The sequence below is a fragment of the Homoserinimonas sp. A520 genome, from assembly GCF_054489245.1.
In genome coordinates, this window is sequence record NZ_JBTMWX010000003.1 from 144,823 (window position 1) to 160,921 (window position 16,099).

At 61.8% G+C, this 16,099-nt stretch carries 13 protein-coding genes; 7 read left to right on the forward strand and 6 right to left on the reverse strand.

The genetic code is table 11. The features are described 5' to 3' along the window. The first annotated feature begins 38 nt into the window (after positions 1-38). Entirely contained in the window at positions 39-695 is a 657-nt protein-coding gene (locus ACX3PH_RS09335) for an HNH endonuclease (protein WP_459091741.1), read from the forward strand. A gap of 49 nt (positions 696-744) precedes the next feature. Here ACX3PH_RS09335 and ACX3PH_RS09340 read toward each other — a convergent pair whose 3' ends face one another. Together ACX3PH_RS09340 and ACX3PH_RS09345 are read right to left on the reverse strand one after the other, a co-directional pair. Then, on the reverse strand, positions 745-2,121 hold the full coding sequence (locus tag ACX3PH_RS09340; RefSeq protein WP_459091743.1) for a hypothetical protein: 1,377 nt from the start codon (positions 2,119-2,121) through the stop codon (positions 745-747). 517 nt (positions 2,122-2,638) lie between these two features. Continuing rightward, positions 2,639-3,265: a hypothetical protein gene (locus ACX3PH_RS09345; RefSeq protein ID WP_459091745.1), complete on the reverse strand. Its 627-nt coding sequence runs from the start codon at positions 3,263-3,265 to the stop codon at positions 2,639-2,641. Between the two features lie 356 nt (positions 3,266-3,621). On the opposite strand from ACX3PH_RS09345, the gene ACX3PH_RS09350 reads away from it, so the two are divergent. After that, positions 3,622-4,287, forward strand: coding sequence for a DUF6226 family protein (locus ACX3PH_RS09350; RefSeq protein ID WP_459091747.1), 666 nt, complete (start codon positions 3,622-3,624; stop codon positions 4,285-4,287). A gap of 266 nt (positions 4,288-4,553) precedes the next feature. On the opposite strand, the gene ACX3PH_RS09355 is transcribed toward ACX3PH_RS09350, so the two are convergent. After that, complete coding sequence (locus ACX3PH_RS09355; protein WP_459091748.1) at positions 4,554-5,834, reverse strand: hypothetical protein; 1,281 nt, start codon at positions 5,832-5,834, stop codon at positions 4,554-4,556. 375 nt (positions 5,835-6,209) lie between these two features. Here ACX3PH_RS09355 and ACX3PH_RS09360 point away from each other — a divergent pair, with 375 nt between their 5' ends. Genes ACX3PH_RS09360 through ACX3PH_RS09375 form a run of 4 tightly spaced genes read left to right on the forward strand, consistent with a single transcriptional unit; the run spans position 6,210 to position 10,810 of the window. Next, positions 6,210-7,946 (forward strand): KAP family P-loop NTPase fold protein, encoded by a 1,737-nt coding sequence (locus ACX3PH_RS09360; protein ID WP_459091750.1) that lies wholly within the window; start codon positions 6,210-6,212, stop codon positions 7,944-7,946. After that, positions 7,936-8,778 carry a hypothetical protein gene (locus tag ACX3PH_RS09365; RefSeq protein WP_459091752.1) on the forward strand — a complete coding sequence of 281 codons (843 nt, stop codon included), beginning with the start codon at positions 7,936-7,938 and terminating at the stop codon, positions 8,776-8,778. Before ACX3PH_RS09360 ends, ACX3PH_RS09365 begins: the two co-directional genes overlap by 11 nt. A gap of 2 nt (positions 8,779-8,780) precedes the next feature. Then, complete coding sequence (locus ACX3PH_RS09370) at positions 8,781-10,055, forward strand: queuosine biosynthesis protein queC (protein ID WP_459091754.1); 1,275 nt, start codon at positions 8,781-8,783, stop codon at positions 10,053-10,055. After that, complete coding sequence (locus ACX3PH_RS09375) at positions 10,052-10,810, forward strand: TatD family hydrolase (protein WP_459091756.1); 759 nt, start codon at positions 10,052-10,054, stop codon at positions 10,808-10,810. Before ACX3PH_RS09370 ends, ACX3PH_RS09375 begins: the two co-directional genes overlap by 4 nt. A 399-nt stretch (positions 10,811-11,209) precedes the next feature. Here ACX3PH_RS09375 and ACX3PH_RS09380 read toward each other — a convergent pair whose 3' ends face one another. Together ACX3PH_RS09380 and ACX3PH_RS09385 are read right to left on the reverse strand one after the other, a co-directional pair. After that, complete coding sequence (locus tag ACX3PH_RS09380) at positions 11,210-11,851, reverse strand: response regulator (protein WP_459091758.1); 642 nt, start codon at positions 11,849-11,851, stop codon at positions 11,210-11,212. Then, positions 11,848-13,017, reverse strand: a complete 1,170-nt coding sequence (locus ACX3PH_RS09385; protein WP_459091761.1) for a sensor histidine kinase — start codon at positions 13,015-13,017, stop codon at positions 11,848-11,850. Before ACX3PH_RS09385 ends, ACX3PH_RS09380 begins: the two co-directional genes overlap by 4 nt. Positions 13,018-13,248: 231 nt before the next feature. Between ACX3PH_RS09385 and ACX3PH_RS09390 the strand changes: the two genes are divergently transcribed. Further along, positions 13,249-13,818: a hypothetical protein gene (locus ACX3PH_RS09390; RefSeq protein WP_459091763.1), complete on the forward strand. Its 570-nt coding sequence runs from the start codon at positions 13,249-13,251 to the stop codon at positions 13,816-13,818. Positions 13,819-15,020: 1,202 nt separating this feature from the next. Here ACX3PH_RS09390 and ACX3PH_RS09395 read toward each other — a convergent pair. Beyond that, a complete protein-coding gene (locus ACX3PH_RS09395) occupies positions 15,021-15,938 on the reverse strand; it encodes an NADP-dependent oxidoreductase (RefSeq protein WP_459091765.1) in 918 nt (305 codons plus the stop codon). Positions 15,939-16,099 lie beyond the last annotated feature (161 nt).

Consider the following 16,099-nt stretch of genomic DNA (forward strand, 5'->3'; position numbering starts at 1 on the left):
GCGGAGTGGTGAGGCGAGACTCTTGTATTCTCGGCCTTATGGTGGACATTTTCAGGTTCGACGACTCCGACATCGATCGGTACGCGACTTGCCTCAACAGCACGGTCGCTGCGGTTCGAGCCGGATCATTGAAGGATGCTACCGGTGCGCTTGAGCCGATTGCCGGTGAGATCTGGATGGGAAATCTGAGGGTGCTCGGTGCCCAGCCGGGCAGGGAAGTGGTCGCTGGCACTCGGTTGCGGAACGAGACGCTCCGCGCTCAGGTTTTTGTTCGCGATCGGTTTCGGTGCACAGCCTGCGGCGGGCGGGCAGTCCCGCGGTGCATCTTGGTCGCAATTCACGACCTGTTTCCCGAGCAGCTGCCCTACGACATTCACTACAAGCGTGGCCATATCCACCCAGTGTTCTGGGCGATGGCTCCGGAAGCCGACCACGTCGTCGCGCACAGCCGAGGCGGTCTGAACGTGCTTGAAAACCTCACAACGCTTCACGCTGCCTGCAATACGCGGAAATCGGACGGCGAAGTTCAGCGGCCGTCACCTCTTCGCCGACACGATGATGGCTGGGACGGTCTTGTTTCTTCGTACCCCGCGCTCATCGCTGCTGGTGCCGGAGATGCCCGCCATAGGTATCACCGCGACTGGTCGCGGCGGTACGTGAAGGCGTGGGAAGAGCATTCCGTCTCTACGGAGTAGGTCACTTCGCGACCGATGCTTTCGACAAACATCTGGGTCCCGGGGAGGATCAAGTCTCTCTAGAAGTGGTCTCTGAGGTCGATTTCTCGGAGGAGGCCCTCTCGGTTGTCTTGCGACTCAGCATCGAGCCAATCGAGCCAGTAACACCAAAAGCGGCACCCTTGACCGCGGCGCTGGCATTCTCGGCAGCAACCACTGCCCGCTGTATATCCGGGATACCATCCCCGTCAATATCGACCGCGCGCAACGCTTCTGTAGCCCGATCGAAGGTTTCGACTCCAACTCGCCCGGCGGCAGAGACTCCTACCGATGCCGTAGCAAGAGCCTTATTACGCACCTCAGCAACGGCCTGACCCCAGCGCTTTGCGACCTTGGGCTCGTGACCTAGCTCAAGCCCAAGCCGTCCACGAAAATCGAGTACGCCGACCACGACTTGGTTGCTCGACTTTACCGCGGCGGGGGAATCGAACGGGTTGAGAAGCACCGCAGCGTTCGCGCGCTGGACGGTCTCGTTCATCTGGGAGAGAATGCGCGCCGTGCTGCGAGCAATGAGTTCAAGACGATTCTGGCGGGCCCTGCTCAAACCGAGTCGGTGGGTTTCCAGGTCATCAGGTGTGGCATCGAGCACCCGATCAAGTTCGAGTATCGAGACGCCGTCCTGGAGCAGAACCGTGCGGGCGAGGACTCCAAGCCATTCGTGAATCCTCGGCTCGGCCTCCTCGGTCGCCTTTGCGATCTCACCGAGGTCGGCTTTCTTCTTGAGTTCTTCGGCGATCGTGTCGAGCTGGCGAAGCGCGTATGCCTGCGTGCGCGCGAGTGTCATCCCAGTCGCTTGAACCTTCGACCAGGTGACCTCAGAGACCCGACCGACGTGGTCACGGACCGTCAGGGCGTCGTCGATGATCAGGTCGACCCCGATCATGTCTGCCAGCACGGCGTCTTTCTGATTCCGCAGGATGTCGTCGACCTTCTCATTGATCTCCTGGAGATACTCGACGATCTCATCCATCTGCTGCTGCATCGCGCGTTGCTGCATCATCGTGGAAAGCGCTGTTAGGGCAAACGGTCCACTAAGCAATATGGACGGGGCTTGCACGATCTGGAGCCACTGCTTGATATCGCCGGGATCGCCGATCATTGCGTGACTGACGCCCGGGGACTTGGTTGGCATCAACCCGTATTTCTTGACGGCCTCGGCGGATCTAGCGGTCAGTTTCACCCAACGTCCTGAATTCGCTGCGATATTCGCGCCGACTTGGACGGCCGTCGCGCCTGTGCCAGAGAATGACCAGAGCCGATGAAGATCAATTTCCCGCGTCGGAGCCTGGTCCAGTCCTGTCGATAGCAAGAACCGTTCGACGTCGGCTGAAGCGCCAAGAGCCACGAGACCGTCGCCGTCGCTCACCAATTCGATCTCGTTGCCCATTCATCGCTCCAGTCGCTCGTGGGTTCTCTCTCACCTTAGGGCCCACGTCGTCGCCGTCGCCTGCGCATGGTCCTCAACTGATCTGTTGGACGTCGTCTCGGGTGTCTCTTGGTGACTTGACCAAAGAGGGCCATCCTCGCCACCCCTTATATGTAGGAGCAGATACCCCGCTTCGGCCTTGTGGCGATATCGCTTGGAACGAGGCGGCGCAACATGCCGGCACGAATCAGCGTGTCCGCGGCCCGCTCGCGGGTAGCGGCAACTCGACTGACGATGTCTTTCTGGATCTACAACTAGCCCACCTTGGCTGAAGGCTTTGCTATCCCGACGCCTCATAGCGCCTCGATACCGGTTGGAACCGATCCGGCTCGAAACCGCCTGTCAACCGGAAGACTTTCAAGCCTGCCGCTTTCAAGCACTGGTCTGCGGGATGCCTTATAGGTGTCACACCACGAATGGGATGCCCGATCCTGTGCTGCGCGCGAGTGGAGGGGGCGAGATGGGGCGCTGCGGGCGTTTACCCTGCGAACTCAAACTCGATGGTGATCTCGGGATCGATGCTCTTGATGATTCCGGAGTAGAACACTTGGGCCTGCTCTTTCAGCGCTGCTTCGTTTTGGGTGATGTATTTCTGCTTGTTCTCGTCGCTGAGAATGTTGTTGATGATGCGAGTTTGAACCGCTGGCGGTGCCAGCCAGCTGAGCGGGTTGTTGCTCTCTATGGGGTCCTCGAACACGGGATCGTCGTAGCCGATGCCAATAAATTCAGGGATAGTCACCCTAAACGACCCTGGTCCGGTTGGGTTGATCTTCACCTGTGACCCATCGATGCCTAGCTTTGCGTCGAACTTGTACTGGATCAGCGTCGTTTTTTCGCTCGCGGGCACGGCGATGCCGAAAATCTCTCCATTGTTTTCGTGCCTATCGACACCCTGGATGTGAAGGCTGAGCAGGGCAACCTCTTGCTGGCGTGTGACGGACTGAATCACCTGCGAATCTCGTTCGTTCGAGCTGCTGGAGAACAGCGAGCCAAGAGCGAGGGCGTTGAATCCACCGAACGTGAAGGCTGCGCCCATTCCTGCGACAACCAGCACGATGACCAGCAGGAGAGGCCAGAGCAGAACCCTTGCTTTGAAAAACGTCATGACGATTCAGTCTCCAGTTTGTTCGACGTCGAAACGCCCTCGGAATTCTGCGGTGTGGAACGGCCGCAATAGATCGCAGCGTCAAGTCCCCTCGAACCATATAGGTAAGCAAGAACTACCAGAGTCTGGCGCGCCCCGCCGACATTGAGTCGGCTGCGAGCCGACGCCCACCGAACAAGAGAGAGGGGCGATGTCCACCGTGACGCTCTAACGCTGTCGACGGACATGCCGACATCGCTATCGGATTCGCCGGTGCAATTAAATAGGTCGAATAGCCCGGGGTGACTCCGATGAAGTCTCTGCTACGAGCTGGAAGCTTGCTCGTTGAAGAGAGTGGTGGCGGCTAGCGTGGGGACATGAACGAGTACCGCCGCCCCGTGCTCCCGGTGGAGACCTACCGCGACGAGCAGGGCAGCCCGATCGACTACGGCAACCGATGGGGAGGAGCGTCTCCGCCTGACGACGCGTATTCGCGTGTTAGTAATCTGCAGCGTTTCGCGCCTCTGCACGCGGTCGCCGGCGCGCTCATCGAATGGCTCCAAGACAACTTCGAGGTGACGGTCGAGCAGACCCCGAGCGCAGCGGCCGACCTTCTCCACATGCCGAATGATGTTATTCGCGCAGTACGGGTTGTGCCTCTCACCCCGACAGCGGCCCCGCTGACATTTGTTCTCACGCGGTTCCTGGGTGTGTATCTTCACGCGGGTGCACTCCACGATTTTCAATTCCCGGTGTGCGGCTGTGATGCCTGCGATGAAGATGTCACGGGTCTGGCGGAAGAACTCGAATGGACAGTGCGCACCGTCGTATCAGGCGGCTACTCCGAGCGATTCGATCCTTGGCCGGGCACATGGGTCGAATACCGGCTCGATGAACCCGGTGTCGGGATGCGATCCGGACGCAGCCGCAGCGATGACCTGCCCGGTGAGCGGGTGGAGCTCGCACGAACCGCACTACCGTCTGCCGGACCGTGGTCACCCTGGGAATCGCTTTCACAGGGCGAGGCCGACACAGTCGACTAATCGCCCGAGACGGGCTAGCGCAACGTATGAGGTCTTATCGGCTTGGAACTCGTGCCCTGCGGCCACGGACGATTCTGACTTAACGGAGTCTCCATATTCGCGACTCGTGGACAGCTCGCTCCGTTTAGTGAGCGTTTCGATGGGTTTGCATCGAAGGAGCGAAGTCAGCATCGCAGTTCGAGTTGGTGCCTTGTTTGAATGCCGGGGGTGCCTAGACGGGAGGAATTTTATCGCCTTGGCGCCAACGTAATTGCGACCCGCCCGACTCAGGTGTGATCCGGGGTGAAGCCGAGCACGACTGGTTTGAGCATGAAAGGAACACCTGACCAGCCTTCGACAACTTGAGGCTCATCGAATTCAAACCCGCTGCTAGTGCGCCTGAAGACCTGCAGCATCTGGCGCGGAGGCTCGTAGGCCGACAGGGCGACAACGCTGAGCGCCTCCCTTCGTCCGCCAACTGGATCCGGGTCATAGTGCACGTATTCCACATCGGATCTTTCGGCTGGCTTCTTCGGCGGAATCGGCGGGATTACGACCTCCGCGTCCTTCCCGCCCCGTCCCAGCCACATCTCGGAGACGAGCATCGCCCCATCGTACTTTGCCCCGTTTAGGGCTTCGATTGCCATCTGTATTTTCACCTCGCGCGGCTGCTCTGAACTGAAACGGACTGGAGCAAACGAGATGACCTTTGGCCCTCGATAAAACATGAGGAACTGAGCCGCAAATCCGTCAGACCTAAGCATGGCGCGCGAGGTGCGTAGTCTCGGCTCCAGATCGTTCATGGGCCCGTGGTTGAAATCTTTGCGATCAGTGCCGTAACGCTGGACAGCGAGGGCGGCGAGTTCGGGGTCGTACTCCACCACAGCAAACGAAGGCTCCGTGACATGTCCCGTTCGACCGTCTAGGAAGATATTTGATCCGTGGACGTATGGCGGAATGCACCTCAACCCCGGATCGATCCTTGAGGTCACGCACTCCCTAGCGAACGCGGGTGCCGCGCAAGCGGACACTCCGGTTTGACGATGAGCCTCCGCGACGATGAGCGCTACCCCTTCATGCACCACCCGGAGCGCGGCGATCAATTCGACGTTCGGTAGTTTTGAGTCGATCCATTTGCGAAATATCCGAAGTGAACCATTGAATCGAGGCGGACTTGAGGTTGATGCGTCCGGCCGACGCGGTGCGGACCCAACAACGATTCGTAGAATGTCTTCTGCGCTAGCGGTTGCAGGCGCGAGGAACACGTCTTCAGCTTCCTTTAGCCTTTCGCCATAAATCGCGACTTCGGCCACGCTGAACGTCGCGAGATCCTCTTCCTTGACTATGCGATTCCGCGATCTAACGCTCCAGGTTAGGACATCGTCAAGCTTGGCTTGTTCGACCCAGGCCCCGTACCACTCGTCGAAGTTCTGCCATTTGGCCTTCCTCTTCTGCAATAGGAAAGTGACACCTCGCGCGTTCTGCAGTGCTGAGTTTAGGTAGCGGCGAAACTCATGTTGATCGTGATAGTGCTCAGCTGCGCGATGGATATCCTCATGCACATCCATTAATCGTCTGTGCGCGTCTATGCAAGGGCAAGCTTGCGGGGTATCCGGCATGGAATCATATTGGCCCACTTCGCGCGAGTTTGGCGTGTTGGCTAGTACTCCCTGTCATCATCAGGCAGAGCCGAACATCGACACGAGGTCGACGGAGCGCATGCTATGGCAGCGCCTAACCACTAGGGTGTTCGCGAGACGGCGGCCAGTTCCCCCAACTAGCCATTGCGGACTCATCGCTGGTTTGCATCGGTGGTCGCCGATACGGTTGGGCCACTGAGGCGGATAAGGTCGCAGAAATGAAACGGAGCGCAGCGATTGGGACTCGACACGGTCTATGCGGCTCCACTCAATGAAGCGTCTGACGTCCCGAGGTGACAACTGATGACTGAAATGACGAAACTCAAGCTGTGGGATGACAACCCAAGCCTCGTGGATCTTCTTGGCTTTGACGCAGTCGTTGAGCCTATCCTCGAAGCGATTGGCACGGCCGACGTCGACCCCCTTGCAATAGGAGTCCACAGTCCGTGGGGCGGCGGCAAATCCACAGTGCTGAATCTATTGGAGGACCAGCTAAAGACGGCTGGCCGCTATGTGGTTATTCGAACTGATCCTTGGCAATACGACAACCACGACGACGTTCGCGGTTCGCTCATTGCGGAAGTCCTCGATCAACTTGGTTCAACCTTCGACTCAGACGCGAAGGTTGCGGGACGCATCACCGATCTGGTCAAGCGAATAAGTTGGACGCGCGTGGGCCTCGCTCTTGGCAAAGGAGCGCTCACGATGAAGTGGAAGCCCGACGAGTTGATCGATGCCTTCAAGCCGAGGGGTCGCTCGGATGACAAGTCGATGGCTGGCTTCAAAGATGGCTTCAATGCACTGGTCAGCGGGCTTCCGAAGGTTGACCGCGTCGTGGTCCTGGTGGACGACCTTGACAGGTGCCTGCCGCCCGCGGTCATGGCGACGCTTGAAGGCATCAAGCTGTTCCTCGCCGTGCCGAAAATGGTCTTTGTCATAGCCGCTGATCAGGAGATGGTGCGCGACTCCATCGCGGTCAGCCTCGGCGAGACAAACCGCAGCGGAGCATTCGCGACCCGATACCTGGAGAAGATCGTCCAACTCCCGGTAACGCTTCCTAGACTCGCCACGGCAGACGCGGAAGCCTACATCGGCCTTCTACTCTCGCGCACCGACGGTGCGACCGGACCTCAACTCGAAGCACTAGCGAAGCATTGCTCCAGTCGAAGACAGCAGGGCCTAGCCCCCCTGCTGGGCGACTTGGCTAGCTTGGACTGGAAGCCGAGCCAGGAGTCATTGGACCTCTCAGCGCAGCTGGGCGAAGGACTCTCCTCCGACCGATTGGCAAACCCCCGGCAGATCAAACGCTTCTTGAACGCGTTTGGAGTGCGATCAATGGTCGCGCGATCCCGAAAAGTTACGATCACGCCCTCGGTTCTGATGAAGATGCTCCTGCTCGAAGATCTCCACCGACCCTCGTTCGAAGCTCTCGCCGCTACTGCGAGGTCGGACCGACCCGCGCTCCTTACCGCGTGGGAAGCCTGGGCGCATGGCGAAGAGAACGCCAACCGTCCGGAGAATATCAACGAGGAGTCTCGCCATTGGGCTGCAAGTGAACCGTCACTCGCCGGCCTTGATCTGGATCTTGGTCTCTATCTTGACCTCGCTGCCTCCCTCTTGAACGTGCGCGCCGGAGAAGAGACCAGTGATGCGGTGATCCGGCTGATCGGCGGTCTTCTCGGCAATGGCACCGCTGCGCGTGCAGCGGCGTTGGTGGAACTAACCGCATTGAGCGAAACAGAGCAACGAGCCGCTATGGAGTTCGCCCTGAGGCAGGGCAGGCGTCTAGAAGACCTCGACGTGCTCTTCGAGATGACGGTCCAATGGGCCGACAAGACGCCTAGTCTTGTGGACCTCGTAATCCAGGGCGCTGGCGAACTACTTCATCGACTAACAACCGGAACCGTCGTGAATATGAACGGCGCCGAGCTCAAGTCGTACTATCAGCCGATAATTCAAAGGCTGGCCCGCGAGGACGGAATCGACAACATGGTGGCAGAGGCCGCCAAGATCGAAATCGAGAGTTCCAATGGGCACTAATGGGGCCTTCGGAGGAAGCGGCGCGGCCGCTTGGGGTCAAGTAAGGGATCAGTGGACTTCCCTTGGCAGCTCATCGCGCGGCGGGAGTGACACGGCTGACGCCGACATCGCGCCCGCGGGGAGCGATTCCGCGTACGACCCGCTGATCTCGGCGATCGCCGCCGCTCTCATCGGCGAAGACCCCGATGCCAGGCGCCCCTCGGTTCCCACGTTTCCACTGTCTGCGACACTTCCGCGCCGCGGAGGCGGCCGCGGAGGAGCAGGTGGTGGCGGTGGGACTGGAGGCGCCGGGGGAGGCTCATCGAGCGGTGGCCGTCGAGTTACCTCCCAGGCTGCTCGTGGCGGCAGCGCAATCGGGGCGGCCGCAGCGTATCGTGATCGCGATGCCGCCGCTCTGGCGGAGTACGGTCTCACCCTTGATGACCTCGATGCCCTGTCGCCTAGAATGCGCTATGCCCGAATCCTTGACGTAGCGATCGGGCAAGCAGGCCACCCCGACGAACAGGCGATGCGGCAGGCATCCCTCGAACAAATCAAGGCGCTACTCGCCGGCGGCCCCGGGGCGGCAAGCATTCCCGGTCTCGTGTCCATCCGAGACTTCATCGGTGAACTCACCGTCCGCCTCGGCCTCATCGAGTTACGAGATCAGATCCTCGCCAACACAGTTACGGCCAAGCAGGCGCATCAGCGCGAGACAGGCCTTCGGCAATGGGTCAAGGCCAAAGTGAGCAGGCTCGACTTAGGCAGATACGGCACGGTCTCCACGCGTGACTTCCACCAAGTTGCCCGGCAGATGAGCGCCGACGTCCTGCGACTCCTGAAGGGCGAATAACCATGCCGACATCCGGCGCCTACGTATTGCAGGCTCAGGGCAACGAGGGAGCGGACGTCGACGGCTACGCGCCCCTCAAGTGGCCCTCGAAGCCGGGCCATACGACATCCGTCGTATCGGACCTCGCCTGGAACCTAGCGCCTCTCCAAGGCATCAGCCGTGAGGTCGCAGACCTCGTTCACATTGCCGCCGGCGCGTACATGGCTGATCGCAGCACGAAACGTGGTGTCCGCTTCAGCCGGGATATCGCACTGCACGTCTCAGTACTCGCGCCCGACGCATGGACAGATGAACTCCTAGACACCACCGCTGACCTTCTTGGCTGGCTGACCGGCGACAACTGGAACCTCACGGTCACAACTGCGCCCGAAATCAGCTTCGAGAACACCTTCGAGATCGGAGGCGGCAGTCCTGTGAGCCTACTCAGCGGCGGGCTCGACTCGTACCTTGGCGCAATCCAACTCCTGAAATCCGGCACGACTCCGACATTCGTTGGGCACAAAGACACGGCCACTTCAATCCGAGGCGCACAGGCTGCTGTCGAAACCTGGCTTGCACAATCCTTCGTCCCCGCGCCTTCCTACACGCGACTCCAACTCGCACAGGCCACTCGACGCCGTGAGCCGAGCAGCCGAAGCCGAGCTTTCATGTTTCTAAGCCTCGGGGTCGCGGTCGCATGCAGTACAGGGTCGAAGAATCTGATCGTTCCCGAAAACGGCTACACGGGAATCAACCTGCCGCTGCGCCCCAATCGCGGCGGCGCTCTTTCCACACGTTCCACCCACCCCGAAACTTTCCGACGAGTCTCCCATATCCTCGCTGCCCTCGACATCGAGTTGACCATCTCGAACCCGTTCGAATGGATGACCAAAGGCGAAGCGATGGAGAGCGTCCGTGACACCCACCCGCCTGCCGGGTGGGAGGATGCAGCAGCGAAGACCCTGTCGTGCAGCAAGCTCGACGGGAACTGGTTCGCCGGATCTCCGAACCTCAACTGCGGTCTCTGCGTTCCATGCATGGTTCGCCGGGCGACCTTCGTCAAAGCAAGCATCCTCGATACCACGCCATATCTCTTCCAGGCCATCGATGAAACGAACCTCAAGAACCTCATCGCGGCTCGCCGAGGTGACATCGAGGCGGTCAGGTACGCCATCGAGGCTGGAGTTGATGCCAACGCCATCGACTCCGGAACATGGCCGCCCGATTACGACCTCGACCGCGCCGAAGACCTCGTGCAACGAGGCCTCAACGAACTGGCACTTCTGGATCTCCCATGACGGCAGACCATCGCGGGCTCCCGAGCTTGGACTGCCACGCCCACGTCGCGCCCGACGTGACCTGCAGTCAACTCGCCACCCTCGGCAACACGCACGTTTTCGCCGTAACTCGCAGCCTGTCGGAGGCGGCCCAAGTAGTCGATCGCAATGACCGCCATTTGACTTGGGGCATCGGAGTCCACCCTGGCGTTCCTACAGCCCGCAAAGGCTACGACCCCGACACGTTCCGCCGGCTACTTCCTCGGTTCGCGCTTGTAGGCGAAGTAGGTCTTGACAAGCGGGGCCCTCGTGAAGAGCAGGAACGGATACTGGTCGATATCCTCGATGCCTGCGCCGACCAGCCAGTATTCATCTCGGTTCACTCAACAGGACGCACCAGCGAGGTCCTTGACCTCATCGAACGTCATCCTCACCCGGGCATGATCCTCCACTGGTTCCTCGGCGCTGCTGAGGAAGTCGCGCGCGCAGCCGCTATGGGCACGTACTTCTCCGTCAATAGCGCCATGAACGAAAACCTTGTTGCGGCCATGCCGCGTGGTCGAGTCCTGTCCGAAACAGATTTTCCGGCCAAGCAAGTTCGAGCAGGAGTTCCGGGGGCGACGTCCGCCATCGAACAACACCTTGCCCGCATCTGGCGAATCTCACCGGATGAGGCGCGACATCAGCTATGGGTCAACGCTAAGAAGCTCGCGATGGACTCGGGCGCAATCGACTCCATCTCAGAGTCCCTTGCCGATACTCTGCTCACCGTCTGAGGCGGCGTGCCAGCGGTCCACGGGTGACCCTAGCCGTCCGCTGCGTCGTAGACCTTGTCCGGCGGTGAGTTGAGCGCGTGGCGGGTCCAACCCTGCAGCCTCTTGATCCTCGGCGGTCTGCTCGGGCTTCCATCGCTTGACCATCCCGGCTCTGGCGGCCGAAGTAGAAGGTCGTCAGCCGATGGCTATCGGATGAGCATCGCGGTTTAGAGGAAAATCTGACACCCCGTGGAGGAAAGTCCTTTTCAGGTGAGAAAATCACCCCAGCAATTCCGGAGCTATTTGAGTTCTTGGAACAGCCCACACTTGGGTCGTCCCAAAAACCGTCCCAAAACTCGACACGTATTCCCTTCCGAAGACTATCGGGAGGGATTTCTGCGTCTATCGATCGCCGTGGGGTCAGCTGACCATCCCGGACCTGTGGGCGAGCACGACCGCTTGCACCCTGTCGCGGACGCCGAGCTTGGCCAGGACACGTGCGACATGCGTCTTCACGGTGGCGTCACCGACGACGAGTCGCCCTGCGATTTCGGCGTTCGAGAGCCCTTCTGCCATGAGGCCGAGGACCTCGGTCTCGCGCGCTGTGAGATCGAGTGGGAGTTGTGGTCGCGGGGGCGGCTGACTGTTTGCGAACCGCGCGATCAACCGTTTCGTCACGCTCGGTGCGAGTAACGCGTCGCCTGCAGTTGCCACGCGGATCGCGTGGACGAGCTGGCTCGCAGGTGTGTCCTTCAGTAGAAACCCGCTCGCACCTGCGGCAAGCGCGGCGTAAACGTGTTCGTCGAGGTCGAAAGTCGTGAGGATGACGACCTTGGGGCCGGACTTCATGGCGCCGATCCGGCGGGTCGCCTCGAGGCCGTCCAAGCGAGGCATCCGGATGTCCATGAGAACGATGTCGGGTGCGAGCTCTTCGGCCTGCGAGACGGCGTCAGCACCGTCGACGGCATCCCCGACGACGATGATGTCTGGCTCGGCATCGAGGATCATCCGGAGGCCGGTGCGGACGAGCTCCTCGTCGTCGGCGAGCAGTATTCGGATCATACGGGTTTCCACTCCAGCGGGATCCGGGCATGGACCGTGAAGCCGCCGCCCCCGCCTGTGGGACCGGTGTCGATGGTGCCGCCGTACAACGAAACCCGCTCGCGCATGCCCACGAGTCCGTGGGAGCCGCTCTCGTCGCCGTTGATCGGCTGCACGCTGTCGGTCGGTCCCTGGTCGGTCACCTCGATGTCGAGCCAGTCCGGCTCGTACCGCAGTCGCACGTTGACCGGGACCGGTCCCGCATGCTTCATGGCATTCGTCATGGCCTCCTGCACTATCCTGTACCCGGTCAGCTCGAGCCCAGCGGGCAGCGACCTGACGGCGCCCTCGACGCGGAGTTCGACCGGCATACCCGTCGTCCTCAGCCGGGCCACGAGGTCCGGAACCTCGTGCAGGGTCGGCTGCGGCACCGTGCCTGCGTCTGCGCCACCGTCGGTGAGCAGACCCAACAAGTGGCGCATCTCGGCCATGCCGCTGCGGCCTGCCGTCTCGATGGAGGAAAGCGCCTCGCGTGCCCGGTCGGGAGAGGTGTCGAGCGCCCGCTGCGCGCCCTGTGCCTGGATCACGATTACGCCCATGCTGTGCGCGACCAGGTCGTGCAGCTCGCGCGCGATACGAGCCCGCTCCTCGGCCACGGCCCTCGCGGCCTGCTCGTGCCTATCCCGTTCTGCCGCCTCGGCTCGCTCGGTCAACGCCACGGCGGCCTGTGCGCGGTGGCCCATCCATCGGCCGAATCCCCAGACGCCGAACAGGATGAACCACACCGGGACCACTTCGTCCCAGCGAGCGCCATCCCGAAGCCGCGGGATGTCGGCGAGGATCGCCTGGAGTACGACGGCCGCCGGACCGACGAAGGTGAACGGTCGCGACCCGTGCGCACCCACCGCGTACAACGCGATGATCACGGCGAAGAAGGGCTGACCGAGCCCACCACCAAGCTCGAACTGCAACCATGCCGAAGCCGCGACGGTCACGAAGACGGTCACCGCGAACCTACGGCGGACGAGCAGCGGAAGCGAGAACGCCGCAACCAGCACCGTATGCACCGCAGCGCCGCCCACCAGTTCCGCCGGAGGCGAGACCCAGAGCTGGGCAACCGCCGTGACCGCGAGCGTCAGCACGACGACGACATCGATCAGCAGCAGCAGCGGGCGCGCACGGGGCATGCACCCACGGTAGTGACTGCGCGGCGGCCGCACATCCACATTGCGGATGATGCTCACCGTTTTGGGTGCGCCACGCGGGGGACCCAAAGACCGTCATCAGTGCTGACGACGCGCGGTACCCGGCATCCCTACCATCGAGGGACCGGCGACGGACGCCGGAGTTGAAGGGAGTTCGTCATGGTATCGAGTGTCCAGCTGACGGGTCGAGCAGCGGCCGCCTCAGGAGTCCTAATGATCGTCGGCGTGGAGGGGGAGTGGCTGTTCAACCCACAACGTGACGACGGCACGGTCACGAACATGCCGGTGTTCGCGCTACTTCTGCTCACAGCCACGGCCGGCTTCGCTCTGCTCCTTGCCGCGGTGAGGAGTCTGCGCGCACAGACGGCCCGTCTCACGAGGCCGGCGCGCGCCGGCGCGCTCATGACCGTGTCCGGTGCAGGCTTGTTGGTCGTCTCCGGGCTGGTCGGTCTGGTCACGTCCTTGCTGACGGGGTCTCCACTGGAGGCGACGTTCGTCGTCTTCCTGCTCGGCTTGCTCCTGTTGTCGGTCGGCCCGGTGACATGGGGTCTGTCGCTCAGGAGGCGCTCGCCGGCTCCCGGTGTCTGGCAGACGCTCCTGCTGTCAGGGGTCGCCTCGTTCGGCGCCCTCGCGATCGAACAGGACCCATGGCATGACATCAGCCTCGTGGTCATGTTCTTGGCCTGGTCCGCACTCGGCGTACTCCTCCTGCTGCAGGCAAGCCAACTGGCGTCCAGGCGCCGCCCGAGCCACGCCGGCCACGGGATGCAGGACCACTCATAAACGCAGGCCGCGGTCGACAGCCGGCGAGTATGTCAACCGGCCAACGAAGGGCGATGCGAAACCGTTTCCGGTCAGGTTGGAGTCGGGCGGCGTATTATCCCGGCCGTCGAGCATGGTGCTCGAGTTTGAAGGCGAGAAAAATGTTCAAGATGTCGATGGTAGGAATGGGCGCGGGAAGCGTCGTTCTCGGTTCGCTTCTGGCGGTCGGACGCCAAAGCCGAGCCGACGTCCCAGGCATTGGGCAGAACGAGTGTCGCATCCATGTAGTGGAGTTCCCGAAACGTGGGCACTGTCCGTCCCATCCCGCACCATCCGAATATGTCAGCTTCGCCCAGCGTACTAGCGTGCGGCGAGCGCGCACTGAACCATGCGCAGGCTCCCGCGCCTCACGAGCGCTCGGTATGCGACCGCCACGGGGTGAGCCGCGGCCACCACCCGGGAACATTGCGCCGGTAATCGCGGTACTGTTCGCCGTGGGTGCGAGTAAGAGTTGGTTCACGATGCGCCGCCCCAGTCATGCCAGCGCCAGCCGGGAACCGCAGCGCGACGCTGAGTTCTGGGGAACTGTTTTGAACCGCCCTCTCGAAAGCGACGGCGGCGAGATATTGCTCGCCGGGGAGTCAGGACAGGTGGGCATCCGGTTTGCCGCTGGCGCTCCTCATGGCGAGGAGAAAAATCGCCGTAACCTTCACCTTGCTGGCGAACCTCGCAATCAAGAAGGACACCATCGCGGTGTGCTTGAAGCACGGGGCGCGGCTTCTCGGCAGCGGCCACGTGCCCGAGAACAGTGACGCGGTCGGGGCCGATGTGGTCGGAGACGAGTTTTGCGCCTCTGGTCATGCCATCGGCAAAGCAGGTAAGACGGGTTCCTGCTCACGACCTAATGCCGGCATTGGTGGGTTTCACAACCGCCGGAATCGCCGGGGCCTACCGGAATCTCAGTCTCTCCTCCCAGTCACCAGCCGCTGCGCGTCGGAGTGTGCCCCTCGCGCGCATTCTCCGGCATTGGCTGTCCCTGCTGCTCGGGCTTACGGCTTCCCTAATGAGACCGACAGCAGGTCCGCGGACGAGCGTCCTAGCCTCGGCGGGTGCGGGCCAGCGGTGTATTGAATAAAGACTAGTTTTCGCAGCTCAAATAGTTTTCGCAGAACGTTCGCCTTCGCCTGTGGGGGTTAACTCTCGAGCTCACAATCTCCATAGCTCTACGGGCGAATGCGGATGATCGTCTTCCCCTTGATCCGCTCGGTCGGGTTGAAGGCGGCGACGGCATCATCGAGAGTGGCCACATTGCCGATGTTCGTTCGCAGCCGTCCGTCTCGCACCCGTCGGACGATCTCGCTCAGTTGGGAGCGATCGGCCTCGACGACGAAATCAATTGCCAGTCCGTCGGCTGGCCGAGCCTCGGGCGGGCCGGCGATGGTCACCAGGGTTCCTCCGGCTCGAACCAGGCCCGCTGACCGCTTCCCGATGTCTCCACCGATGACGTCGAAGACAAGATCGACTCCACCGACGTCTTCCAGTGAGCCGCTGTCGAGGTCGACGAACTCCTGCGCGCCGAAGTCGAGTGCCGTCTCCCGGTCAGCGGCTCGTCCCGTGCCGATGACGTAGGCGCCCGCCTCTCGGGCGAGCTGCGTCACCATCGATCCGACCCCGCCAGCTGCACCGTGCACGAGGACGCTCTGCCCCACCTGGACGCGGCCGTGCACGAAAAGTCCCTGCCACGCAGTCAGGCCCGAGATCGGCAGACTCGCGCCCACCGTGAAGTCGACATCACCCGGCAGCGGAGCTAGGTTGCGAGCTTCGACGGCCACGTACTCCGCCAGGGTGCCGTCGCGAGTCCAGTCCGTGATGCCGAACACCCGTTGTCCCACAGACAGCCCCGTCGTGCCATAGCCGAGCAAGCTGACCACGCCGGCGAGCTCGTGACCGGGGATGGACGGTGTTCGGTCCCTGCCACGCCGATCGGCCCAGGTACCAGGCCACGTCAACTCTCCAGGAGTGAACCCCGACGCATGAACCTCAACAACGACATCATTCTCGGCCGTCACGGGCTCCGGCCGCTCCACCAGCATCATCCCGGCCGTTCCCGCGGCCTGATCCGTCACCACAATCGCCTTCATCTGACTACCTCTTCCCATGAACACCTAGCCTGCACCCGATTCGACGTAACGAGACAGGCTCCGTTGTATCCGTGTCATGGACGAACCGGATGATGGTCTTGCCCTAATCCTTTTCGGCAAAGTTGGAGCGCCCTCACCATCGCCAGGGCCGGGACGTTACC

What these genes read in the sequence shown, in the direction of transcription:
- ACX3PH_RS09365 (WP_459091752.1), top strand. Translation starts at nt 7,936, where the DNA reads ATGGGCACTAATGGGGCCTTCGGAGGAAGCGGCGCGGCCGCTTGGGGT.
- ACX3PH_RS09340 (WP_459091743.1), bottom strand. Translation starts at nt 2,121, where the DNA reads ATGGGCAACGAGATCGAATTGGTGAGCGACGGCGACGGTCTCGTGGCT.
- ACX3PH_RS09350 (WP_459091747.1), top strand. Translation starts at nt 3,622, where the DNA reads ATGAACGAGTACCGCCGCCCCGTGCTCCCGGTGGAGACCTACCGCGAC.
- ACX3PH_RS09395 (WP_459091765.1), bottom strand. Translation starts at nt 15,938, where the DNA reads ATGAAGGCGATTGTGGTGACGGATCAGGCCGCGGGAACGGCCGGGATG.
- ACX3PH_RS09335 (WP_459091741.1), top strand. Translation starts at nt 39, where the DNA reads ATGGTGGACATTTTCAGGTTCGACGACTCCGACATCGATCGGTACGCG.
- ACX3PH_RS09390 (WP_459091763.1), top strand. Translation starts at nt 13,249, where the DNA reads ATGATCGTCGGCGTGGAGGGGGAGTGGCTGTTCAACCCACAACGTGAC.
- ACX3PH_RS09385 (WP_459091761.1), bottom strand. Translation starts at nt 13,017, where the DNA reads ATGCCCCGTGCGCGCCCGCTGCTGCTGCTGATCGATGTCGTCGTCGTG.
- ACX3PH_RS09370 (WP_459091754.1), top strand. Translation starts at nt 8,781, where the DNA reads ATGCCGACATCCGGCGCCTACGTATTGCAGGCTCAGGGCAACGAGGGA.
- ACX3PH_RS09360 (WP_459091750.1), top strand. Translation starts at nt 6,210, where the DNA reads ATGACTGAAATGACGAAACTCAAGCTGTGGGATGACAACCCAAGCCTC.
- ACX3PH_RS09355 (WP_459091748.1), bottom strand. Translation starts at nt 5,834, where the DNA reads ATGGATGTGCATGAGGATATCCATCGCGCAGCTGAGCACTATCACGAT.
- ACX3PH_RS09375 (WP_459091756.1), top strand. Translation starts at nt 10,052, where the DNA reads ATGACGGCAGACCATCGCGGGCTCCCGAGCTTGGACTGCCACGCCCAC.
- ACX3PH_RS09345 (WP_459091745.1), bottom strand. Translation starts at nt 3,265, where the DNA reads ATGACGTTTTTCAAAGCAAGGGTTCTGCTCTGGCCTCTCCTGCTGGTC.
- ACX3PH_RS09380 (WP_459091758.1), bottom strand. Translation starts at nt 11,851, where the DNA reads ATGATCCGAATACTGCTCGCCGACGACGAGGAGCTCGTCCGCACCGGC.